Annotated in this window: 15 protein-coding genes; 4 read left to right on the plus strand and 11 right to left on the minus strand. The window is 61.2% G+C overall.

Going from position 1 to position 23,726, the window contains the following annotated elements:
• Positions 1–58: 58 nt before the first annotated feature.
• Together CPA56_RS08685 and CPA56_RS08690 are read right to left on the minus strand one after the other, a co-directional pair.
• Positions 59–541, minus strand: a complete 483-nt coding sequence (locus CPA56_RS08685; protein ID WP_182041607.1) for a hypothetical protein — start codon at positions 539–541, stop codon at positions 59–61.
• Positions 542–654: 113 nt separating this feature from the next.
• The gene (locus tag CPA56_RS08690) at positions 655–1,137 is read right to left on the minus strand and encodes an aminoacyl-tRNA deacylase (RefSeq protein ID WP_182041608.1); all 483 of its coding nucleotides are present in this window, start codon (positions 1,135–1,137) and stop codon (positions 655–657) included.
• 207 nt (positions 1,138–1,344) lie between these two features.
• Here CPA56_RS08690 and CPA56_RS08695 point away from each other — a divergent pair, with 207 nt between their 5' ends.
• Together CPA56_RS08695 and alkB are read left to right on the plus strand one after the other, a co-directional pair.
• Positions 1,345–1,653: a putative quinol monooxygenase gene (locus CPA56_RS08695; RefSeq protein WP_182041609.1), complete on the plus strand. Its 309-nt coding sequence runs from the start codon at positions 1,345–1,347 to the stop codon at positions 1,651–1,653.
• A 6-nt stretch (positions 1,654–1,659) separates the two neighbouring features.
• Positions 1,660–2,298 (plus strand): DNA oxidative demethylase AlkB, encoded by a 639-nt coding sequence (gene alkB, locus CPA56_RS08700; RefSeq protein WP_182041610.1) that lies wholly within the window; start codon positions 1,660–1,662, stop codon positions 2,296–2,298.
• A gap of 6 nt (positions 2,299–2,304) precedes the next feature.
• Here the strand turns inward: alkB and CPA56_RS08705 are convergent, their stop codons facing one another.
• The 7 genes from CPA56_RS08705 to phoU form a co-directional block, all read right to left on the minus strand.
• Positions 2,305–2,988, minus strand: a complete 684-nt coding sequence (locus CPA56_RS08705; protein ID WP_182041611.1) for a hypothetical protein — start codon at positions 2,986–2,988, stop codon at positions 2,305–2,307.
• A gap of 85 nt (positions 2,989–3,073) precedes the next feature.
• Positions 3,074–4,450, minus strand: a complete 1,377-nt coding sequence (locus tag CPA56_RS08710) for an L-serine ammonia-lyase (protein ID WP_182041612.1) — start codon at positions 4,448–4,450, stop codon at positions 3,074–3,076.
• 191 nt (positions 4,451–4,641) lie between these two features.
• Positions 4,642–5,499 carry a sugar phosphate isomerase/epimerase family protein gene (locus tag CPA56_RS08715; protein ID WP_182041613.1) on the minus strand — a complete coding sequence of 286 codons (858 nt, stop codon included), beginning with the start codon at positions 5,497–5,499 and terminating at the stop codon, positions 4,642–4,644.
• Positions 5,496–6,317: an alpha/beta fold hydrolase gene (locus tag CPA56_RS08720; RefSeq protein ID WP_182041614.1), complete on the minus strand. Its 822-nt coding sequence runs from the start codon at positions 6,315–6,317 to the stop codon at positions 5,496–5,498. The genes CPA56_RS08715 and CPA56_RS08720 overlap by 4 nt, the downstream gene beginning before the upstream one ends.
• 92 nt (positions 6,318–6,409) lie before the next feature.
• A complete protein-coding gene (locus tag CPA56_RS08725) occupies positions 6,410–7,642 on the minus strand; it encodes an ATP-binding protein (RefSeq protein WP_326831322.1) in 1,233 nt (410 codons plus the stop codon).
• Between the two features lie 6 nt (positions 7,643–7,648).
• Complete coding sequence (locus CPA56_RS08730) at positions 7,649–8,374, minus strand: response regulator (protein WP_182041615.1); 726 nt, start codon at positions 8,372–8,374, stop codon at positions 7,649–7,651.
• Positions 8,371–9,081: a phosphate signaling complex protein PhoU gene (phoU, locus tag CPA56_RS08735; RefSeq protein ID WP_195805144.1), complete on the minus strand. Its 711-nt coding sequence runs from the start codon at positions 9,079–9,081 to the stop codon at positions 8,371–8,373. Before phoU ends, CPA56_RS08730 begins: the two co-directional genes overlap by 4 nt.
• A gap of 217 nt (positions 9,082–9,298) precedes the next feature.
• Between phoU and CPA56_RS08740 the strand changes: the two genes are divergently transcribed.
• Both CPA56_RS08740 and CPA56_RS08745 read left to right on the plus strand, forming a co-directional pair.
• On the plus strand, positions 9,299–10,222 hold the full coding sequence (locus tag CPA56_RS08740; RefSeq protein ID WP_182041616.1) for an alpha/beta hydrolase: 924 nt from the start codon (positions 9,299–9,301) through the stop codon (positions 10,220–10,222).
• A gap of 570 nt (positions 10,223–10,792) precedes the next feature.
• On the plus strand, positions 10,793–11,155 hold the full coding sequence (locus CPA56_RS08745; protein ID WP_182041617.1) for a hypothetical protein: 363 nt from the start codon (positions 10,793–10,795) through the stop codon (positions 11,153–11,155).
• Positions 11,156–11,253: 98 nt separating this feature from the next.
• On the opposite strand, the gene CPA56_RS08750 is transcribed toward CPA56_RS08745, so the two are convergent.
• A complete protein-coding gene (locus tag CPA56_RS08750; RefSeq protein WP_182041618.1) occupies positions 11,254–12,831 on the minus strand; it encodes a Hint domain-containing protein in 1,578 nt (525 codons plus the stop codon).
• A 271-nt stretch (positions 12,832–13,102) separates the two neighbouring features.
• Positions 13,103–23,726 (minus strand): autotransporter-associated beta strand repeat-containing protein (locus CPA56_RS08755; protein WP_182041619.1); only part of this gene is annotated, 10,624 nt, incomplete at its 5' end.

Genomic DNA, 23,726 nt, shown 5'->3' on the forward strand with positions numbered 1-23,726 from the left:
TTGGCCGGCCTCTGGAGGGGAGGGGGCCGCAGGGGGAACAGCCCCGGCATCACGCCGGTCAGGGCACGATGGACTGGGGCTGTGCGGGCACGTAACCATACCCCTGGACGTAGGTGGTCGTCTGGGCCACGTAGCCCTGTCCGGGTTGGTAATGGGTGTAGCCGGGGATGGGATAGGGATAACCCGGAACAGGCGGAGGAGCCGCAGGCTGCTGGATGACGACGACGTTCGTGCTTGGAGGGGGCGGCGGCGGCGCATAGCTCTGGACCACATACGGCGTCGCATAGCCGCCACGGTAGCCGCCGTCACCGAATGCGCCATTGAACACACGGTCGACCACGTTGTAACCGACACCGGTCCCGACGCCATAACCCAGCCCCCGGGCGAAGCTGTGGCCAAAACTGTGATGGTGATGCGCTTCCGCCGGAGCTGCGGCTAGCCCGCAGGCCAGAACGGCTAGGCTCGCACCGAAGGTCATCCGTTTCAGCATCGTGGGGACATGGATCATCTTGTTCTCCCTTGTTCCTGCATCATCAGGCACGGTCCGTTTCCCCAATGTGGTGGTACCGTGGCGACAGGATATAGGGGGCGGGAAGGTAAAATGTTAGTGAAATTAACGTCACGAAACGGCCATGTTCCGGTATGGCGGCACCGTCATTCGGCAATGCTGGCAAAGATGCCCCCTGTCACGTCCCGCACGTCCTGCGGGGTGAGGCGGGCCAGCAGCCCCCGCTCTCCGGCGTTGATCCACATGGCGTCGTGGTCCTGCGCACTGAGGTCGATCACGGTCGGCAGCACCTCGCGGGAGCCGAAGGGCGTCGTCCCACCGGAGACGAAACCGGTGCGTTCGTGGGCTTCGTCCGGCTGCATCATCTTGGCGTTTCTGCCGCCGAGGGCGACGGCCAGTGCCCTGAAGTTGACACGCCTGTCCACCGGAATGACGGCAAAGGCGGCCCGTTTCCGGTCGATCTTGACGGCCAGCGTCTTGAAGACGGCGGAAGGTGCCGCACCGATGGCACTGGCGGCCTGCTCACCGATATGACCCTTCCGGGGGGCATAGTCATACCGGCGTGTCTCGTAGGGGACGCCGGTTCCGTCCAGAAAGATGGTGGCGGCGGTTTCGGGCTGGTGGGTCATCGGGCGGGGGTCCTCTCTTCGTGAAGGGGGGAGACAGGCTCCATGAAACCGTGGCCGCCGGAGTCTGGCAAGTGCGGCAGGCACAGCCCTCTCCCGACAGGGAGGCATTGCGGCCCGGTTGCATCCACCTTCCCCAGAGGCCATCCTCCCAGGACGGGGAGCGGCGGCATGTTGCCGCCGGAGTCCGTCATGGAAGGAGACCGTCCCATGTCTGGTCCACTTGTCGTGCTGGCGGAGTTTGAAGCCAGAGAAGAAACGGTGGAGGCTTTTCTCGAGGCCTGCCATCAGGATGCCCTCCGCTCGAAAGCGGATGAGCCGGGCTGTCTGGAATTCACCATCCAGTGTGGTGAGGAGACTCCCACCCTCGTGGTGCTGCATGAGGTCTACAGGGACCGGGCCGCCTTCCAGGCCCATGAGGCGGCTCCACATTTTGCCGAGTTCTCCCGGGCACTGGAGGAGCTGGGCATCGTCACGAGACAGATACGTTTTTTCCATCGGCAGCAGGTGGATGGCTGACATCTGATGGATGATCTCTTCCCGGAGACCCGGGAACGGCTGGTGCTGGCGTCCGGTGCCGTCCTTCTGGGCGGCTTTGCCAAGGCCGAGGCCCAGACGCTTCTGCGTGCCGTGGAGGACGTGGTGCGGCAGGCTCCGTTCCGTCAGTATGGAACGGCGGGCGGCGGCGTGATGGCTGCTGGCATGACGGCCTGCGGCCCCTATGGCTGGGTAAGCGACAGGCACGGTTACCGTTACGTGCGGATCGACCCGCTGACGGGCCGTCCCTGGCCTGAACTGCCTGACGCCTTCGTCGCACTGGCGGGGCGGGCGGCGCAGGCCGCCGGGCATGGAAGGTTCGTGCCCCAGTGCGGGCTGATCAATCGTTACATGCCGGGGGCTGGCATGGGGCTTCATCAGGATCGTGACGAGCGCAACATGGAGGCACCGGTCGTTTCGGTGTCGCTGGGCCTGTCAGCCCTGTTCCTGTGGGGCGGGATGGACCGGCGTGACAGCTGTCTCAGGGTGCCGCTGCATCATGGGGATGTGGTGGTATGGGGTGGGTCCAGCCGGTGCCGCTTTCATGGAGTCCTGCCCGTCAGGCCGGCTCCGCCGGTGGAAGGGCTGGACTGCCGTTATAACCTGACCTTCCGGGCCGTGGACTGACCCGCCTCAGGGGGCGGAGACGGCATCCAGATTGATGAGGCTGGGTGCGGGCTGGAAGCGGCGGCTGGAGTGGGCGGCCCTGTCCAGATCAGTCTCTTCCGCCGTGACGGGAGGCTGGTGGGTGAAGCTGAGCGTCACATGGGCGGTCCGGTTGTGCAGGAAGACGTTGCCGACCGTTCCATCCTGCGCCGGGCTGATGCCGTGGGCCAGCTGGGTCTCCCGCCACGGTGTGATGAGCCGGGCCGACCAGGCATCCTCACGGGAGACGGCATCCGGCTGGTCCGTCTGCTCATCGGAGAAATAGGGCGTGAGCTGCCCGTCCGTGAAGCAGGCATGGGTCATGTACTGTTCCACGGCTTCCCTGTAGGGGCGGGCCCTGTGAGGGCGTGGCATGTAGAGGCCATTCCATCTGGAATCATATGTGCAGGACTGTGCCCGCCACAGCCCGTCCTGCCCCTTTTCCATCGAACATTTCACCCGGACATGCAGCGAGTCGTCACTGCCTGTCGAGGCGTAGGTGAGGGGTGCTCCGGCCAGTTTCTGGCAGGGCAGGGTGGGGACGAGCAGCTCCGGTGCAGGGGGACGCTCCGAGGTTGGCAGGGGGTCTCCCGGCTCCGCCCGGGCGGAGCCGGGCATCATGGCCAGCATGGGCAGGGCAAGCAGCAGGGCGGGCAGATGAGGAAAGGTCATGGAGCGAGACTATCGCAGCGTGATGTGGAAACGGACTCACAATGTCGTATGGACCGTCACGTGATGGCAGGCAAGCCTGTCCCCATCAGCAGGCGGGGACGTTGACGGCGAGTCCGCCCAGGGCGGTTTCCTTGTAACGGTGGTTCATGTCCCGTCCGGTTTCGGCCATCGTCTTGATGACATGGTCCAGCGAGACGTAATGCGCCCCGCTGTCATCGCTCATCGCCAGGGATGAGGCGTTGATGGCCTTGACCGCCCCGAAGGCGTTCCGTTCGATGCAGGGAATCTGCACGAGACCGGCGACGGGGTCGCAGGTCATGCCAAGATGGTGCTCCATGGCGATTTCTGCGGCATGTTCGCACTGTTCCGGCGTGCCGCCCAGTGCGGCGGTCAGCCCGGCAGCGGCCATGGAGGACGCCACGCCCACCTCTCCCTGGCATCCCACCTCGGCCCCGGAAATGGACGCATTGAGCTTGAACAGCCCGCCAATGGCGGCAGCCGTCAGCAGAAAGGTGCGCAGGCCGTCCTTCGTGTATTCGGGGCAGAAATCCCGGTAATAGCGCATGACGGCAGGAATGACGCCTGCGGCTCCGTTCGTCGGGGCGGTCACGACCCGCCCGCCTGCGGCATTTTCTTCATTCACGGCGATGGCGAAGAGGCTGATCCAGTTCATCACCCCGTGAGGGGACGGGGCGGCATTGGTCTTGGCCTGAAGGCGGGCATGGAGCTTGGCGGCCCGTCTCTGCACCTTCAGAGGGCCGGGGAGGGTGTCCGTATTGCGCAGTCCGGCCTCGATGCAGGCCAGCATCGTGTCGGCAATGCGGTCCATGCCCCGCTCCACGTCCCAGAGGGGGCGTGTAGCCGTCTCGTTGGCCATCATGATGGAGGCGATGTCCGTGTTCTGCCGTTTCGTATGGGCCAGAAGTTCTTCTCCGCTGCGGAAGGGGAAAGGAACATCGGGCAGGGAATAGGACATCGTCCGGGCCTGTTCCTCCGGCGTGATGAAGCCGCCGCCCACGGAGCAGAAACGCTGGCGTGTGATGAGGGTTCCATCCCGCCCGAAGGCCTCGAACTGCATGGTGTTGGGGTGGATGGGGGGGATCGTGGCCGTGTCCAGGCAGATGTCGTTCTGATGGTCGAAGGAGAAGCTCGTCCCGTTGAGGTTCAGCAGGTGGGTGCTTTCAATATGCTGGACCAGTTTTCTGGCGGTCTCGGGATCGACATGTTCCGGTGTCTCTCCGGCAAGCCCGAGGAGGACCGCCTTGATCGTGCCGTGCCCCTCGGCCGTCAGGGCCAGTGAACCATAGAGGGTGATGACGATGCGGGACGGGTTTTTCTCAAGGGGGCCATCAGGCAGGTCCGCCAGCACGTCGGCAAAACGCTGTGCGGCCCGCATGGGGCCGACCGTGTGGGAGGATGAAGGGCCAATCCCTATCTTGAACAGGTCAAAGAGGCTGAGCATGGAAACAGGGCCCTTGTTGCGTGAATCTCCCTACCTTTATGGGATAAAATCTCCCCGGCCATAAGGCTTAAAAAATAAATTATTCTGATTATGAAACAAATAAGAGACCCTGCTATGCAGGATAATGCCGGGCCTGTCCCTTTCGTGAAGAAGGCCATGAGAGGAGTCCTTCATGGCCTTTGGAGGGAGCGTCAGCCGGTGACCGGCCCTTCCCAGAGTCGTTCCAGCATGTCCCGGGACTGCGTGATAAGGGTGGAGAGGTCCCCCTCATAGAGGCTGTCCGGCACGTCGGAGGAGAAGATTTCCACGGCACAGGCACCCCGGAACCCGGCATCCCATGTGGCATGGAGAAGCTCATGGAGGGGGATGCAGCCCTTGCCGGGGATGCGCCTGTCGGCGGCGGAACGGGGGGTGCGCCAGTCGCTTATCTGCACGACGTTGATGAATGGCCCGGCCCGGTGGATTGCCTCACAGACATCCGGCTGCTGCCATATGTTCCAGTAATCTAGGCAGAGACCCAGGGCAGGATGGTCCACGGCCCTGATGACGTCCAGAGCCTGGTCGATCGTCCAGATGGCGGTCTCGTAATTGATGGATGTCGGGTTCAGTGGTTCCAGGGACAGGGTGATGCCCAGCTCCTGTGCCAGCGGGCAGAGGTGCCGCAGGGCCTCGACCGTGCGCCTGATGCAGCTCATGATGTCGCCATTCTCCGGCGCACCGGTATTGACGACGAAGGGAACGCCCTGCGCATGGGGGGCATGGCGGCGCATGCTGTCCTCCAGCCGGGCAAGGCGGCGTTCCGGCTCCTGCGGATAGGGCATCATCTTGCTGGCCCCGAAGGTCCTGACGGCAGGCTGGAAGGAGCTGATCTTCAGGCCGCTGTCTTTCAGCAGGGCCATCTGCTCGTCCAGTCGGTGAGGGTCCAGCTTGCTTTCGCAGAGTTCGATGGTCTCCACCCCCAGGGCGGCATAGTGCTTCAGGTCTTCCTCGAAGGACCAGGGCTGGGTGGTGAACTCATTCATGCCAAAGGCAAAGGGGAAGCGGCTCATGCCGTGGCTCCTTCTTCCATGAAGGTGAGGACCGTCTGGTTGAATTTCTCCGTTTCATCGAGGAAGATCATGTGGGAGCTGTCCTCAAACTCCACGGCACGGCAGTGCGGCATGTGCTCGGCAACCCAGCGGGGACCGGCAGCGGGCAGCACCTTGTCCCGGCCCGCAACCATCATGAGGGAGGGCAGGGTGAGGTGGGGCAGCACGTCCCGCCAGTCCTGCGTCGTATGGTCGGCCATCATGAGGGAGGCGGCATGGCTGGGGCATCGGGCCATTTCGCCCAGCAGCATGGTCTTTTCATCGTCCGGCAGGCTGGTGCTGAGACAGTCCTCCAGATTCTGCCGGTCGAAGGCGGTGCGGTTGAAGGCCAGTTGCTGCTGGAGGAAGGTCAGCCCGGCCTCGTCGTAGCAGGTGGCATGGCCCAGCTTCCAGTCCGGGGCGAAGAACTGCTTTGGTGTCTGCTGCACGAAGATGGCACTGCGGAGCCGTTCCTGGCCGAACAGTTCCAGATAGGACCAGATGATGGGTGAACCGATGGACCAGCCCAGGACGGTGACATCTCTCAGGTCCAGCGTCTCGAGGAGGGCCCGGAGGTCTGCGGCCAGACGGGCGATGCGGTAGCCGTGATCGGGTTTGTCCGATTCACCGTGCCCCCGCAGGTCCAGCGTGATGACACGGTACTGTCTGGCGAATGTCTCGATGCTGCGGTGGAAGAAGCGGCCGGAGAACGTCCAGCCATGAATCATGACCAGAGGCCGCCCCTGGCCGTGGTCCCCGTAATGCAGTTTTACATGATCGCTTGTGGTGATGAAGGGCATGTGAGCGTTCCCGTTCTTCATAGGAGGGGCAGGACGTGCCTGTCCGCCTGTCAACTATGGGTGTGTGCCTCCGCCTTCCGCAAGGGGGTGGATCAATTTCCCTGCATCCCGGCCGGGGGCGGGAGAGCGGCGGGGAGCCAGATCAGGCAGGCGGTTCCCCTGCCCGGTGTGCTCTCGATGTGCAGCCTGCCGCCGTGCCTGTCCAGAATCTGGCGGGCGATGGCCAGGCCCAGCCCGGTTCCCTGATCGGCTCCACTGCTGCCGTCCGGCCTGTCCGTGACACGGTAGAAGCGTTCGGTCAGGCGGGGGAGATGATGGGCCTCGATGCCGGGGCCATCATCCTCGACGGAGAGCAGAATTCCTGCCGTACCGGCTGCGGGGTGATCGTCGGGAGTCGCTCGCCGGGCCTGAAGGCGGACATGCAGGGGGTGGTCGGGCCGTGTGGCGTGGCGGATGGCGTTCTCGATGAGGTTGAGGAACAGCTGGACCAGCTCATCCTCATTGGCCAGCAGTGTCAGGCCCTCTTCCTGCCGGACATCCAGCTGGCGGCTGGCATCCCGGAAGCGGGGCGTGACCTCGCCCAGAATGCGGGCGAACAGCTCTTCCACATCCAGCCGGTCACGGGGGCGTTGATGGGTGTTCAGCTCCAGCTGGGAGAGGTAGAGGAGCCGGTCGATGAGCCGCTGCATCCGGGTGGCCTGCTGGTCCATGATGTCCAGATACAGGGTGCGGGAAGAAGATTCGGCAGGGTCATCGGTCCGGAGCAGGTCGATGAAACCGCTGAGGGAGGCGAGGGGCGTGCGGAGTTCGTGGCTGGCATGGACGACGAAGTCGGCCCTCATGCGGTCCACGGCCCGTATGGTGCTGCGGTCATTCAGCAGGGTCAGGACGAGACTGTCCCGGCCCGAGGCTCCGGCCAGACGGCGCATGGACAGGCGGATGGACCGTCTGATCGGGACATCCAGCGTGATGGTGGCCGAACAGGCTGCAGGCAGACCCGTACCGGCGGCCGGGGGTGCATTCAGGGCCGTGTTCAGGGCATCACGCGTGTTGGGATGACGCAGCAGGGCGTTCAGACTGTCCCCGTAACGGGCCTGTGCCTCGGCATTGCAGGCCAGGACCTGTCCCATCGGGCCGAGGATGAGGGCCATGCCGGGAATGGTGTCAGCCAGCCGGGTGATGTCATCCGGGCGTGTTTCCGTGGTGGTGGAAGATTGGACCGGCCCCGTGTGACGGGAGAGACGCCACACCATGCCCCAGCCCGCAAGGGCGAGAATGGCAGACGAGGCGGCCACGAGGTCCAGAAGAAGTGATGACGGGTGCACTGGCGGTCAGCCAGCCGCCGGGCTGGCGTGGCCGTCATCCAAGGCATATCCGGCTGCCCGCACGGTCCGTATGAGGTCTGTCTCGCCCGCACCGTTGAGGGCCTTGCGGAGACGGCGGATATGCACGTCTATGGTGCGTATTTCCACATGCACGTTCGGTCCCCAGAGACGTTCCAGCAGGTCTTCCCGGGAGAAGACCCTGCGGGGATTGTGCATGAACAGCTCCAGCAGGCGGTATTCCGTGGGGCCGAGCATGACGGGGCGGCCGGACCGTGTGATCTGATGGTTTTCCGGCTCCAGCGTGAGGGGGCCGAACGTGATGATGTCCTGTACGGGGCGGGTGCGGCGGAGCAGGGCACGCAGGCGGGCGTCCAGCCTGTCCGCACTGCACGGTTTCGTCAGGTAACCGTCAGCCCCGTTGTCCAGCCCGGCTATGACATCCTGCTCCTCCGTCCGGGCCGTGAGAAACAGGACGGGCAGGTCCCTGAGGCCGGGTTTCTGCCGGATGGTGCGGCAGAGTTCCAGCCCGGACAGACCGGGCATCATCCAGTCCAGCAGGGCCACGTCAGGGCGGGTCGTTTCGAGGAAGGACAGGGCCTTCTTTCCATCTGGGGCGACACTGACCTGATAGCCCCGCTGGTGCAGGCTGCGTTCCAGCAGGAGGCGCAGGGCGGGTTCATCCTCCACGACGAGAACGTGGCCTCTGGTGGCGGCCTGTGGCGGGGGGGTCATGGTCGGCGAGGCTCCTGTCCGGCATGGCCGTGGGGGCGGCTGGGAGGCAGCATGGCCCCCGTGACCATGAAGACCACACGTTCGGCCATGTTCGTGGTGTGGTCACCGATCCTCTCCAGATTCCTGATCACGAAGAGCAGGGCGATGTGAAGGCGGATCGTGTGGGGGTGGAGGGTCATCTGCTCCAGTGAATCGGCGGTCATGGTTTCGCAGTACTGGTCCACCAGCTGGTCGGCTTCCCAGATTGCCCGGGCGGCACTGGCGTCCTTGCGTTCCAGGGCATCCATGACACGGCGGAGATGGTCCAGCACAAGTCGCCCCATCTCTCCCAGGGCGAGGCGGGCTGCATGGGGGATGGGCTGTTCCATCTCGCTGAGGCGGCGGGCAATGGAGCTGGCATAGTCGCCCATGCGCTCCAGTGCTCCGGCCATGGGGATGCAGGCCACGATCTCGCGGAGGTCCGCCGCCATCGGGCCCCGCAGGGCCAGCAGACGGATGGCCAGAGTCTCGACCTCATGTTCCAGGGCGTCGACCGTGTCGTCCTGATGCGCTGCCTGAAGGGCGGTACGGGCATCATTGCCGGTAATGCCGGCGAGTATGAGAGACAGCTGGTGCTCCACCAGCCCTCCCATCTGCTCCATGAGGGACCGTAAATGGAGCAGCTCATCCTCATAGCGTTGCACAATATGCTGCCTCTGGCGCACCATGCTTCTGTCCCCCTTATTGAGGACGCACTCTATCCGAATTTGTCATGGGCGGGAACCGCAGCGGGAGCCGTGGGACGGGTGGGAAGGAGTGGCAGGATTCCGCCGTATTTCTGATGTCCCGGCCCGTATTTTACGGAGATGTCATAAATATTTCATGTCCGTATCAGGTGGCTGCGGGCAGTGTGTTCCGTGTCTGTCATAGGGGAGGTTGTCTGACATGCCGGGGAGACGTCGGGCGTTTCTGAAATGTTGTTCGTTCCTTCCGGCAGCAGCCCTGGCCGGGGCCGTGGAGCGGTGCCATGCTGGAAGGCGGCCTGACGTGCGGGGACTTCTGGGAGACGTGTCCGATTTTCATCCGCTCTGGGAGCAGGGTGGTTCCGCCTCCGTGGAGCAGGTCCATGTGGCGCATGGTGGGCGTGTGTCCGGCATCCGTTGTCCCGGTCTTCATGTCATCAGGCCAGTCCGCCCGAATGGGGCGACGGTCATCATCGCCGCTGGGGGTGGGTATGGGCATCTGGCCATAGGACATGAGGCCCTGCCTGCGGCCCGCTGGCTGGTGTCACTGGGGATTACGGCGGCCATCCTGTTCTACCGTCTGCCGGAAGAAGGGTGGACTGAAGGAATGGAGGCCCCGATGGCAGATGCCCAGCAGGTGCTGCATCTGTTACGGTCCGGCAAGATTGGCAGGAACATTGATGCGCAGCGGGTGGCTTTTCTGGGATTTTCTGCGGGAGGGCACCTGCTGGGGCTGACGGCTTTGCAGGGGGTTATGGTCCCGCCTGCCCTGCTGATGCTGCTTTATCCGGTCGTCAGTGTGGCCCCTCCTTTCACCGGAAGCCGTACCAGCCGGATATGCCTTGGACATGATCATCTGGAGGAGCGGGCTTTCCGCTGGTCTCTGCCGCCTCATGTCCGGGCTGATGCGCCATCCCTGTTTCTGGCCCATGCCGTAGATGATCCCATAGTGTCGCCAGAGCAGGCGGCCCTGCTGGTGCAGGCCTATCAGCGGCAGCATCGTCCCTGTGAGGAGCACCATTTTCCGGTTGGTGGGCATGGTTTCGGCATGGGGGACAGGAATGGGCCGACGGGGCAGTGGCCTGCTCTGGCGGAAAGCTGGATGAGGCGACAGGGCTTCATCTGAGGAGGTCGGATTTTATTCGGGGAAAGCCCTGATGTATCCGTGTGGAGGCTGCCGTGGCATCCCGTACGGGATTCGGAACCGTGCTATCGCCGTGAAAAATCGGTGTTCTGGGACTTCAGACAGATGGTACCGGAGACAGGATCAGGCTGGTCCCGTGGGGTCACCTTTGCCCATGAGGGATGAGTGGCGGCTGTATTCATGAGGCCGGGTGGCCCGTGTCGACAATCTTTCTTCTGGAGCTGGCGGGCTTTCCGAAGAAGAGGGGGTTGTCTGCACTGTCAGACTGTTCTGGGGCTGTACAGGAGCTTACATGTGTTTTGAGATATCATTTTCGATCATGTTGAAAATATGTCAAATATAATAGGAAAATTAATTAAAGTTATGATCAAACAATGAACGTGAGTATGAGAATTTATTACATAATAAATGGTATATTAAATACTAATGTAAAATTAATTTCTTTAATTACAGTATTTTCTGTTGACTGATCACTTTGATTATGACTTTTTGTTCATGGAAGTTCTGAGTGAAACTTCCGACCTCTTAATGAAAAGTGTGTGGAGACTTAAGATGAGAGCTCTTAACGACCGTGAGCTGGACAGCGTTTCTGGTGGTTTTGGTCTGCTGGGCAACCTGCTCGGTGGTCTGTTCGGTGGTTCCAGCAATGGTAATGGCCAGAGCGCTCTGGCTCCGGCTGCCAACACCAACACGATCCCGGCTGCCAACTACGCTCCCAACGGCTATGCCGTGAACGGCTACGTGCCCAACGGTTACGCCGCTGCTGCTGCCAACCCGGCTGGCAGCCTGCTGCAGTCCATCGCTGCTCCGGTCCGTGCCATCACCAACTTCCTGCAGGACCCGTTCGGCAGCATCATCTCCCTCATTGGCACGGGGATTCAGCAGGCTGTGAACTTCGTCACGCGTCTGATCTGAGCTTGGCCTCTCTGCATGTGAGGAGAGCCTGACAGAGGCCTGCATCCGGCTTGGGCAGGCTCTCTGTATGGGGATGGTCCTTCGGGGCCATCCCTTTTTTATGGCTGGGCCGCCTCGGAGAGGACATAAGGGCCGGCACTCAGTATTTCGAGTTTCAGCAGGCAGCCTGTTCCCGGGGCAATGTCCGGGAGAGGAAGGCGGGCCTCACCGTTTGTCCAGCGGCATGGTGTGGCCTCCACCACATCCCAGCCGGTTTCCGCCGGAGCGGTAAGATGTGACGTCAGGGGCAGGTCGGTCCCGTCGGGGCAGGTCAGCGTTATGTCGCCCACAAGGACGCCCAGCTGGCGACGGTCATCCACAAAGGGGCCTATGCTTCTGTCAGGGCGGGTCGTGCGGGACCGGATGAGAAGGAAGGGGCTGCCCTGCCTGAGTTGGAAGATGTAATGCCGACCGTCCTGCCTGAAGAGGGCGAGTTCCGTGCCCTGGGAGTCGAGCAGGGTCAGGGCGGGATTGTCCGTCGTGGGATGGGAGACGGTTCTGGCAGAAAAACCAAGTTTCATGGCCCGTCGTGTCAGGGCGGCATGGAGGGGTTCGACAAAGCCCCGTTCCACCTTCAGGGGGGCGGCCGCATCATGCGCCCAGTCTTTTGTCTGGCTGGGGGATGCCGTCTGTGGCTGGAGGCTGGCCGTGTCATCGGGGGTGATGAAGCTGCTGCGGTTGCCCGTGTCCAGATATGTTTCGGACAGGGCACCGTTGGCACTGATGATGCGGTGTTCGTACGTTTCGATATGGTAGATGTCGTAGGCTGTCCGCTCTTCCCGGGTTATGGTGTGGTCGTTGACGAGCATGCGGGCGGGAACGAAGGCTCCTTTCAGGAACAGGCAGTGTTCCTCCGTGACATAGAGGTCCTGAAAGGGGCAGTTCTCACCAAAGGTATGGGGTCGTATGCGTATGGGCCAGTCATCGGGGGATGTGGCCGTCACGGATTTCCGCCCTACCCAGCGGAGATATTCCACACGCTTCTGTCTGTCATGGAAGACATGGATGGCATCGCCCGGGCGCAGCCGTTCGACCGGGACCGGGCCGTCGGGCGTGTCGATCAGGGTTCCTGCAAGATAGCAGACGAGTTCCGGGGATGATGAGGCTGCCTGCGAGGCAAGGGGGATGCTGCTCCACTGTCCGTCCAGAGAAAGCTGGTAGGGATTCCCGGGAATGAAGATGTTCGTGTGGGCACTGCTGTAGGAGCTGTAATCCTCATTGAGCTGGATGGTCGTCTGGTTGCTTGTGGCGTCGTAACGCTGCTGTGCCTCGGCTTTGCTGCCTCCCTGTGTGGAGAAGGCGAGCTGTATCTTGAAGCTGGAGGGTGGAGAGCTGGTCAGATAGACGTTCAGTGCCAGGCTGGTCTGTAATGTCGTGCCGTTCAGTGCGCCATAATCGACGAGAAGGGTACCGCCTGTTCCGGGATTCAGGGTGATGGTGTGGGGAGCGACCATGGCGGCAGGGCTTATCAGCCCCTGCCATGAGGCGGGAGCGATGATCAGCGTTCCCCCCTGGAAGGTGTAGGAACTGTCGCGGGAAAATGGTGGCAGGTTGTCGGGCATGTAGAGGGTGAACCCGTTGAAGCCCGGCTGGGACTGGGGAATATAGCCAACGGTCTGCCCGGATGAGATGATCATGCGCTTCCGTCTTTGATGGTATCCTGAATGGTCGGGATGAGACGGAACGATAGATAGGACTCATTTCTTCACTGAAGATTAAAGCCCTTCCCTGTGAATGAGGCCATCAGCTTTCGTGTCTGTTTGATGAAGAAGTGAAGAGGTTTCCTTCTGGCGGTCTTTTGCGTGAGGGTCTGCGAGGAAGGGGCAGCAGATCCATGAAAAAAGCGGGCCGGAACATCTGTTCCGACCCGCCTTCCGGTGGATCATCCCGTAAGGAATGAGGCCTGTCTCAGAAACGCATCCGGAAGGAGCCGGTTGCGCCGCTTTCGATGGACCTGTTGCCGTACTGGCCAATGTAGGAGAGGTCCAGATCGATACGGTTCGTCAGCTGTGCCGTCACGCCCGTGTCGACAATGGCAGCATCCTTGGAGAGCAGGACACCTGCCACTTCCATGTCGTTGGTGTTGCCCGTTGAAGCGAAGGCCTCATGCTGACGGGAGCCGAGCTGCCCGAAGCCATGACGGTACCCACCCATGACATGGGGCATGAAGAGCATCTTGCCGATGTTGACCTTCGTGGCGGCCCGGAAGCCGAAGGTTGAGAAGGTCATCCCGCTGTCGGTTCCCTGACCACGCAGGGCGGCCGAGTTGCCATGCTCATGATAGCTGTTGGTCTGCATGTTCACATACGCAACGTTCATGAAGGGTTCGAACACGCTGTTCATGGCGTGGATCTTGTAACCCAGCTCGGCAAAGGCCTGTGCCGTGCCGCCCAGATAGCTGCTGCTGACACGCCCACCATAGGCCCCCACGGCAATGTGGCGTCTGGTGTTGATGACGTTCCAGGTATAGGTGGCACCAAGGCGGAGGTTCAGGTTGCCCCAGTGTGTTCCGGCATAGGCACCGATGCTGATGTTGTTGCTGTTCCCGGAGGAGGAACGGCCACGCTGGACGTTGAACTGGGAATGACCGTAGGAGACCAGCCCACCGACACGCCAGTTGCTGTCACGGATCGGAGCATCCGCACCCATGATGAAACCGGCCGTGTTGTGGTGCATGAGGGCCGCATTGCCGTCACCACTGTTATGACCGAGGCCGCCATAGGCCTGGCCCCACAGGATGGCATGGTCGGAATAGCAGGCCCCGTTCTTTCTGCGGGTCTTCAGATCATAGACGCTCTGCCCGTTGCGCCCGTAGTCACAGTCGGAATTGGCCAGACGGTTCAGGGCGGCATTGCGGGTGTAGAAGCTGTCCTGGATCAGGGCCGTGCGGATGGAGGCGTGGATTTCACCCGAGAGGTTGTCCAGGGCCTGCTTGGCCTGATTGCGTGTCAGCTGCACCATGGCATCTGCCAGCGCATCATTCTGGGCAATGTGGTCAAGGCCGTTCCCTGCCGCAATCTGGTTGCGTGTCCCGCCAATATAGCCGAACCCTTCAAGATTGCGACGCAGGATGATGTCCACATCATTGTCCGTGTAGGACAGGGCCGGGCTCAGATAGGCGTAATCCTGACCGATGTTGGTCTGGAGGTCGTCATAATGCCCGATGACTCCACCGGTTGCCGTCAGGACACGGTAGGCTTCCCCGTAGGTCAGGCCTGTCCCGCCATTCTGGACATGCAGGTCCAGCGTGCCACCCTGAAGGGTCGCCTTGCCGTCGACAGCCACATGGTCGGAATTCACAGCATCATAGCTGGTTCCATCCTTTTCCTGGATTTTCTGCCCGATCATGTCGCTGGTGCCACGGATGCGCAGCACGGAGCCTTTCGCCATGTCCAGATCGCCAGCAATGCGCAGTGTGCCAAGGCTTCCATAGCCACCGGGGGCCAGTGTTGCGTCCGTGGCCACTTCCGTCATGCCGACCGTTCCCGTTCCGGCCAGCGTGGCATTCTGCCGCACTGTCGTGCCGGAATGGGACAGGTCACCATCCACGACCATTTCACCCGCCTGAATGTCCGTCGGACCGCTGAAGGCAGACCCGTTTCCTTCGAAGAAGAAGGTCCCCGTGCCTGTCTTTGCCAGCGTGCCTGCCGCATCGCCCGTCAGGGCGACGTTGCTGGCCAGCGTCAGGTGGTTCTGGTCCTGCACGTCGAACGTTGCACCCTTCGAACCGATGGACGTGTCAACATTGCCCGTCAGGTCAGACCCCTTCTGGTTCTGAAGGGTACCGCCGTCCAGAACCAGTCTGGCTCTAGCACCATCTTCCGCATCCAGGCCGGGCCGGCCATTGGCATCACCCGCCGCCAGCGTACTGCCGTTGAGCACGTTGATGGTGGCATTGAGGCCGTCAGCCGGCATGGTCTCCGCCTTGGCGAAAACGATCGGGCTGCTGCTGTGCAGTCCGGCTCCGTCAGAGAGCGTGACCTCCGACGGGCCTTTGGAACCGATCGTCATGCCACCATCCGTGGCCAGCTGTGCGGCCGAACCGGCGAGGGCCAGCGTTCCCTCATTAACGGCCACGGGGCCGCCAATATGGGACTGGTTCGTCAGCGTTTCCTGACCGCTGGCGAGTGTCAGGCCACCCGTGCCGGAGAGGCTGCCCGCATAGGTGTCATGGGCGTTGGTCAGGCTCAGCGTGCCATCCAGCACGCCATTGCCTGCCCCCGTGAGGGAGCCGACCGTGGAACCGTTGCCGGTGACATCAAACTGGCCCCCATTGGCTGCCAGCGTTCCGTCAACCTTGTTCCCATCAAGGGAGAGCGTGCCGCCATTCTGGGTGGCGTCACCCGTGACGGTATTGCCCTGACCCAGCGTCATGGCACCGCTGTTCGTGGCGGAAGCCAGCTGACCACCCGTCAGGGTCGCTTTGCCACTGTTGTCCAGATGAGCCAGCGTACCGTTCTCGGCGGTCAGGGTGCCGGTGTTGGTCGTCGTGCCACCAACCCTGCCACCATTGACGTCCGTCGTGGCGGCGTTGTGCAGGTTGCCAGCGATGGAGCCCGTGATGTTCAGGCGGCCGTCCAGAACGTCCGTGTCACCTGCATATGTGTTGGCGTTGCTGAGTGTGGTCGTGCCAGAGCCTTTCTGGACGAGCGAACCCGTGCCGGAAATGGGCTGGGCCAGCGTGATGTCGTTGCTGTGATCGACCGCCAGCGTCCCGTTGTTGACGATCTCCTGAGACCCGACAGACCCGGTCGTGCCGCCATTGCCGAGCTGGAGGGTACCGGCATCAATACGGGTCGGCCTGGCAAAGTCATTGTCGGAGCTGAGGATGAGCGTGCCAAGGTCTGCCTTGTGCAGGGCCGTTCCGCCGTCAACATGGCTGCCATCGATGACGGATGCGATCTCGGCTGTGATGTTCTTCCCTTCGGACGTACCATCACCCACACGGATGACCGTGTCACCCGTGGAGGCGAAGAGTCTGTCGCCGGTCACGAGATACTGCTTGCCATCATTGTTGGCGAACTGTGCCCCGGAGAAGGAGACAGGAGCCTTGCCGTTGTCATCATCGACATGAACCGTACCGGCATTGGCGGTGAAGAAGGCCATGCTGCCAGCCTGCCACTGGCTGTTGACGGACCCGTCAGACTTGGTCCAGTTCGCCGTCCCGCTGGGGTTGGCGGCACGCCAGATGCCGTCACCGCCATCCACATGACCATCACCTGTGCCGTTCTGGGTACGATGGGAGCTGTCATCCCCATCCCAGAAATTGTAGCCGTCACTGCCAACGACCAGGTTGACCTGATGGGCAATGGAGGTCTGGAGGGCCAGATCGGACTTCGCATTCTGGAGCAGGTCAATCTGCTGCGTACCGGAGAGAACGCCGCCATAGCTGTACAGGCGGTACAGGCCGGGCATCAGCGCAGAGTTGCTGACGTCCGGAGCCCCTTCGACCGGCTGGATGGAAAGCGTGCCACCGAGCTGAAGGTTGCCCTTCACGTCCACGAAATCGTTATATTTCCCGCCTTCCGTGTTGGTCTGGCCGAGGCGGAAGACCTGACGGGAGCCGTTGTCCAGATTCAGGTTGCCGTTGACGGTCAGCGTACCGGGATTTTCATTCGTGCCCGGTGCCAGCGTGGCTCCGGATCCAATGGTCACGTCCCCGCCGATCGTGCCCTTGCCACGCAGGGTGGCACTGTCCACGACGGAGGTGGGGCCGGTGGCACGGCTGTTGTCGCCATCCACTTCCAGCTGGGCATTGTTTTTCACGAGGGTTGGGCCGGTATAGCTGTTCGCACCCGTCAGAACTTCATGACCGCCAGACACGGTAAGACCGCCATTGCCATCCATGCTGCCGGCATATGTGTCATGGGCGTTGGTCAGGTCCAGCGTGCCATTGAGGGTGCCGTTGCCTGATCCTTTGAGAGAGCCGACCGTGGAGCCGTTGCTGGTGACGTTGAAGTGGCCCCCATTGGCTGCCAGTGTTCCGTCAACCTTGTTGCCATCGAGGGAGAGGGTGCCACCATTCTGGGTGACGTCACCCGTGACGGTGTTGCCCTTGCCCAGTGTCAGATCGCCCGTGTTGGTGGCGGATTTTGTCGTTCCGCCCGTCAGGGTGGCCTTGCCCGTGTTGTCGAAGTCACCCAGCGTGCCGTTTTCGGCGGTCAGGGTGCCCTTGTTCGAGATCGCACCGCCAACCTTGCCGCCATTGATGTCGGTCGTGGCAGCGTTGTTCAGGTTGCCAGCGATGGAACCCGTGATGTTCAGGTGGCCATTGTCGACGTTCGTGTTGCCCGTATAGGTGTTGTCACCTCCAAGAGTGGTCGTACCAGAGCCTTTCTGTACGACGGAGCCCGTGCCGGAAATGGGCTGATCCAGCGTGATGTCGTTGCTGTGATCGACTGCCAGCGTCCCGTCGTTGAAGATCGGCTGAGATCCAACGGACCCGGTCGTGCCGCCATTGCCGAGCTGGAGCGTACCGGCATCAATATGGGTCGGCTTGGTGAAGTTGTTGTCGGAACCGAGAATCAGGGTTCCCAGGTCTGTCTTGTGCAGGCCTGTTCCGCCATCGACATGGCTGCCATCAATGGGGGAATCAATCTCGGCCGTGATGTTCTTGCCTTCAGGCGTACCGTCACCCACACGGATGACAGTGTCTCCAGTCGAGGCCTGGAGAGGATCACCGGTCACGACATATTTCTTCCCATCATTGTTGGCGAACTGTGCGCCGGAGATGGAGACAGGAGCCTTGCCGCCGTCATCATCGACATGAACCGTACCGGCATTGCCGGTGAAGATGGCCGTGTTCCCGTTCTGCCACTGACCGTTGGTCTTGCCATCAGCCTGTGCCCAGTTGTCGGTACCGTTGCCGCCTGGAGCCTTCCAGACGCCATCACCCCCTTCGATTTTGCCGTTACCGGTGTCATTCGGAGTACGGTGAGAGCTGTCGTTCCCATCCCAGAACGTATATCCGCCGCTGTTGACCACCAGATTGACCTGATGGTCGATGGCCGTCTGAAGAGCCAGATCAGATTTTTCCTTCTGGAGCAGATCGATCTGCTGCGTGCCGGACAGGGAGCCGCCATAGCTGTACAGACGGTACAGGCCTGGCATCAGGGCAGAGTTGCTGACATTCGGAGCCCCTTCGACAGGCTGGACGGAGAGCGTGCCACCAAGCTGAAGGTTGCCCTTAACATCCACGAAGTCGTTGTAGGCACCGCCTTCCGTGTTGGTCTGGCCAAGACGGAAGACCTGACGGGATCCGTTGTCCAGATTCAGGTTGCCGTTGACGGTCAGCGTACCGGGATTTTCATTCGTGCCCGGTGCCAGGGTGGCTCCAGAGCCGATGGTCACATCACCACCGATCGTGCCTTTGCCCCGCAATGTCGCATTGTCCACGACGGAAGTGGGGCCTGTGGCTCCACTATTGTCGCCATTGACATCCAGCTGTGCATTGTTCTTCACGAGGGTCGGGCCGGTATAGCTGTTTTTGCCGGCCAGGGTTTCATGCCCGCCGGAGACGGTCAGACCGCCATTGCCATCCATGCTGCCATCATAGGTATCATGGGCATTGTTCAGGTCCAGTGTACCACCGAGTGTACCATTACCCGCACCTTTGAGAGAGCCGACCGTGGAGCCATTGCTGGTGACGGTGAACTGGCCACCTTTGGCTGCCAGTGTTCCGTTGATGGTGTTGCCATCAAGGGAGAGGGTGCCACCATTCTGGGTGACGTCACCTGTGACGGTGTTGCTCCTGCCCAGTGTCAGATCGCCACTGTTTGTGGCGGATGCTGCCGAACCTTCTGTCAGGGTGGCCTTGCCGCTGTTGTTGAGCCCACCAGACAGTGTGCTGTTATTGGCTGTCAGCGTGCCACTGTTTGTGGTCGGACCACTGACCGTGCCGTGATCGATATCAGTATTGCCAGCATTGGTCAGGGAACCGAGGATGGAACCATCCGTTGCCTTGAAGGTTGCATCATTACTGTTGGTGACGTTGCCTGCCGTGCTGTCCGTGAGGGTAGCCGATCCCTTCGCATCATTGACGAGGTCAGCCAGCGTGCCCTTCTCTGCGGTCAGGGTACCGGTGTTGGTCAGGGTACCGGTGTTGATCGTCGTACCACTGTCGGTCGTCGTGAAACCAGCCTTGCCGCCATTGATGTCGGTCGTGGCAGCGTTGTTCAGATTGCCGGTGATGGAGCCTGTGATGTTCAGGCGGCCACCCAGAACGTTCGTGTCGCCCTTATAGGTATTGTTACCTCCAAGAGTGGTCGTCCCAGAGCCTTTCTGCACGACGGAGCCCGCGCCGGAAATGGGCTGGGCCAGAGTGATGTCGTTACTGTGATCGACCGCCAGCGTCCCGTTGTTGACGATTTCCTGTGATCCGACGGACCCGGTCGTTCCGCCATTGCCGAGCTGGAGCGTACCGGCATCAATATGGGTCGGATTGGTGAAGTTGTTGTCGGAACCGAGAATCAGGGTTCCCAGGTCTGTCTTGTGCAGGCCCGTTCCGCCAGGGACATGGCTGCCATCAATGGGGGAATCAATCTCGGCCGTGATTTTACTGCCGTCGGATGTGCCATCACCCACACGGATGACAGTATCGCCCGTGGAGGCCTGGAGAGGGTCACCGGTCACGACATAGTTTTTGCCATCATTGTTGGCAAACTGTGCCCCGGAGAAGGAGACAGGAGCTGCACCCTTCTGGTCATCAACATGGACCGTGCCAGCAGAACCGGCAAAGATCGCCATGTCGTCCTTATGCCATTGGTTGTTGGCAGTACCATCAACATTGGCCCAGTTTTTGGTGCTGCCGGGAGTAGAGGCTCTCCATGTGCCGTCGCCACCGTCGATCTTGCCATTACCCGTATCATTTGGAGTACGATGCGAGCTGGCATCGCCATCCCAGAAGCTGTAGCCACCATTGCTGACGAACAGGTTGACCTGATGGGCGATGGCTGTCTGGAGGGCCAGATCGGACTTTGAATCCTGTAGGATCTGCAACTGCTGCTGCTCGCCGGACAGGCTGCCTCCGTAGCTGTACAGGCGGTACAGGCCAGGCATCAGGGTCGCATTGCTGACACTGCTGCCATTTGCAACCGGCTGGACGGAGAGCGTGCCACCAAGCTGAAGGTTGCCCTTCACGTCCACGAAGTCGTTGTACTGTCCGCCTTCCGTGCCGGTTTGCCCAAGACGGAAAATTTGATGGGAACCGTTATCCAGATTCAGGTTGCCATTGATGGTCAGCTTTCCTGGGGCAGCTTCCGTACCCGGTGCAAGAGTGGCACCCGAATTGATGGCCACATCACCACCGATCGTGCCCTTGCCACGGAGGGTGGCCGTATCCATGACGGAGGTCTGGCCTTTTGCGGCACTGTTGTCGCCATCCACTTCGAGCTGGGCACTGTTCTTGACGAGGGTCGGACCAGCGTAGCTGCTGTTGCCTGTCAGGGTTTCATGCCCGCCGGAGACGGTCAGACCGCCACTGCCATCCATGCTGCCGGAATATTCATCGTTGGCGCTGGTCAGGTTCAGCGTGCCATTGAGGGTACCATTACCCGCACCTTTGAGAGAGCCGACCGTGGAGCCATTGCTGGTGACGGTGAACTGGCCACCTTTGGCTGCCAGTGTCCCGTCAACCTCGTTGCCATCAAGGGAGAGGGTGCCACCATTCTGGGTGACGTCACCTGTGACGATGTTGCCCTGACCCAGTGTCAGCTCGCCACTGTTTGTGGCGGATGCTGCCGAACCTTTTGTCAGGGTGGCGTTGCCGCTGTTGTCGAGGCCACCGTTCAGGGTTCCTTTTTCAGCCGTCAGCTTGCCACTGTTCGTGATGAGGCCACCGACCGTGCCATGGCCCTGATCGGCGGTCCCATCGATGTTGACCGTACCACTATTGTTTGTCAGCCCCTTTTCAAGGGAGCCTGTGAGGGACAGGGAGGCGTCTTTTGCGACGGTTGTAAGGCCACCGAAGGTGTTGGTTCCCGTCAGTGTTTCATGACCAGCAGCGATGGAGAGGCTGCCCTTGTCCCCGGAGAGGTTGCCATCATAGACCCCCGTGCCTGTGGGACTGTTGAGGGTGAGGGCCCCGTCCAGCGTGCCATTGCCCTTTCCTGTGAGGGAACCGACCGTGGAGCCGTTATTGGTGACGGTGAACTGGCCACCTTTGGCTGCCAGTGTTCCGTTGATGGTGTTGCCATCAAGGGAGAGGGTGCCACCATTCTGGGTGACGTCACCTGTGACGATGTTGCCCTGACCCAGTGTCAGCTCGCCACTGTTTGTGGCGGATGCTGCCGAACCTTCTGTCAGGGTGGCGTTGCCGCTGTTGTCGAGGCCACCAGACAGTGTGCTGTTATCGGCTGTCAGCGTGCCACTGTTTGTGGCGGATGCTGCCGAACCTCCTGTCAGGGTGGCCTTGCCGCTGTTGTTGAGCCCACCAGACAGTGTGCTGTTATTGGCTGTCAGCGTGCCACTGTTTGTGGTCGGACCACTGACCGTGCCGTGATCGATATCAGTATTGCCAGCATTGGTCAGGGAACCGAGGATGGAACCATCCGTTGCCTTGAAGGTTGCATCATTACTGTTGGTGACGTTGCCTGCCGTGCTGTCCGTGAGGGTAGCCGATCCCTTCGCATTATTGACGAGGTCAGTCAGCGTGCCCTTCTCTGCGGTCAGGGTACCGGTGTTGGTCGTTTTGCCACCAACCCTGCCACCGTTGACGTCCGTTGTGGCATTGTTGTTCAGGTTCCTAGCGATGAAGCCTGTGATGTTCAGGCGGCCACCCAGAACGTCCGTGTCACCCGTATATTTGTCATGTGTGTCGGCGTTGCTGAGTGTGGTCGTGCCAGAGCCTTTCTGTACGAACGAACCCGTGCCGGAAATGAGCTGGGTCAGAGTGATGTCGTTGCTGTGATCGACTGCCAGCGTCCCGTTGTTGACGATCGGCTGAGACCCGACGGACCCGGTCGTGCCGCCATTGCCGAGCTGGAGGGTACCAGCATCAATATGGGTCGACTTGGCAAAACTGTTATCAGAGCTGAGAATGAGGGTTCCCTGGTCCGTCTTGTGCAGACTGGTTCCAGTTCCACCATCAACATGGCTGCCATCAATGACGGAAGCAATCTCGGCCGTGATTTTACTGCCTTCGGATGTGCCATCACCCACACGGATGACAGTATCGCCCGTGGAGGCCTGGAGAGGATCACCGGTCACGACATAGTTTTTGCCGTCATTGTTAGCGAACTGTGCCGAGGAGAAGATGACAGGAGCCTTGCCGTTGTCATCATCGACATGAACCGTACCGGCATTGGCGGCAAAGATCGCCCTGTCACCGTCGTGCCACTGGCTGTTGGCGGAGCCGTCAGACTTGGTCCAGTTTGTCGTGCCGTTGGGGGTGGATGCACGCCAGACACCGTCGCCACCTTCGACCTTTCCATTGCCCGTACCATTCTGGGTACGATGGGAACTGTCATTACCATCCCAGTAATTGTAGCCGTTACTGCCAACGACCAGATTGACCTGATGGGCAATGGAGGTCTGGAGGGCCAGATCGGATTTTGAATCCTGTAGAATCTGCAACTGCTGCTGCGAGCCGACAAGGTTACCACCATAGCTGTACAGGCGGTACAGGCCGGCCTCCAGTGCAGAGTTGCTGACGTTCGGAGCTCCCTGGACCGGCTGGACGGAGAGCGTGCCACCGAGCTGAAGGTTGCCCTTCACGTCCACGAAATCGTTATATTTCCCGCCTTCCGTGTTGGTCTGGCCGAGGCGGAAGACCTGACGGGAGCCGTTGTCCAGATTCAGGTTGCCGTTGACGGTCAGTGTACCGGGATTTTCATTCGTGCCCGGTGCCAGAGTGGCTCCGGAGCCGATGGTCACATCACCACCGATCGTGCCCTTACCGCGGAGGGTGGCCGTATCCATGACGGAGGTCTGGCCTTTTGCGGCACTGTTGTCGCCATCCACTTCGAGCTGGGCATTGTTCTTGACGAGGGTCGGACCAGCGTAGCTGCTGTTGCCTGTCAGTGTTTCATGCCCGCCGGAGAGGGTCAGGCCGCCGGTCCCACCCATGCTGCCGGAATATTCATCGTTGGCGCTGGTCAGGTTCAGCGTGCCATTGAGGGTGCCGTCACCTGATCCTGTGAGGGAGCCGGCCGTGGAGCCGTTATTGGTGACGTTGAAGTGGCCACCATTGGCCCTTAGTGTCCCCTCAATTGTGTTACCATCCAGCGTCAGACTTCCACCATTCTGGGTGACGTCACGTCTGACGGTGTTGTCCTTGCCCAGCGTCATGGTGCCGCTGTTTGTGGCGGAAGAGAGCTTCCCGCCCGTTGCCGAGAAGGTGGCTCCCGCCTCGTTGGTGACAGCTCCAGCACTGCTTCTGAGCAGGGTAGCTGTACTGACTGTCTGGGATGAGTTGTCACTGACCTTGTTGATGATGTTGGCCAGGTTTGAGGAGGATGCGTTGAGCGTTCCGGTGCTGGTCGTCGTTCCGAGGACCTGACCTCCGGTGATGTTGGCGGTTGCGGCATTGTCCAAC

It is taken from the genome of Bombella mellum (assembly GCF_014048465.1).
Classification (GTDB): domain Bacteria; phylum Pseudomonadota; class Alphaproteobacteria; order Acetobacterales; family Acetobacteraceae; genus Bombella; species Bombella mellum.

Coding starts and splice junctions, on each gene's coding strand:
- CPA56_RS08750 (WP_182041618.1), bottom strand. CDS start 12,831: ATGATCATCTCATCCGGGCAGACCGTTGGCTATATTCCCCAGTCCCAG.
- CPA56_RS08720 (WP_182041614.1), bottom strand. CDS start 6,317: ATGCCCTTCATCACCACAAGCGATCATGTAAAACTGCATTACGGGGAC.
- CPA56_RS08740 (WP_182041616.1), top strand. CDS start 9,299: ATGCCGGGGAGACGTCGGGCGTTTCTGAAATGTTGTTCGTTCCTTCCG.
- CPA56_RS08705 (WP_182041611.1), bottom strand. CDS start 2,988: ATGACCTTTCCTCATCTGCCCGCCCTGCTGCTTGCCCTGCCCATGCTG.
- CPA56_RS08745 (WP_182041617.1), top strand. CDS start 10,793: ATGAGAGCTCTTAACGACCGTGAGCTGGACAGCGTTTCTGGTGGTTTT.
- CPA56_RS08730 (WP_182041615.1), bottom strand. CDS start 8,374: ATGACCCCCCCGCCACAGGCCGCCACCAGAGGCCACGTTCTCGTCGTG.
- CPA56_RS08695 (WP_182041609.1), top strand. CDS start 1,345: ATGTCTGGTCCACTTGTCGTGCTGGCGGAGTTTGAAGCCAGAGAAGAA.
- CPA56_RS08715 (WP_182041613.1), bottom strand. CDS start 5,499: ATGAGCCGCTTCCCCTTTGCCTTTGGCATGAATGAGTTCACCACCCAG.
- phoU (WP_195805144.1), bottom strand. CDS start 9,081: ATGGTGCGCCAGAGGCAGCATATTGTGCAACGCTATGAGGATGAGCTG.
- CPA56_RS08690 (WP_182041608.1), bottom strand. CDS start 1,137: ATGACCCACCAGCCCGAAACCGCCGCCACCATCTTTCTGGACGGAACC.
- CPA56_RS08710 (WP_182041612.1), bottom strand. CDS start 4,450: ATGCTCAGCCTCTTTGACCTGTTCAAGATAGGGATTGGCCCTTCATCC.
- alkB (WP_182041610.1), top strand. CDS start 1,660: ATGGATGATCTCTTCCCGGAGACCCGGGAACGGCTGGTGCTGGCGTCC.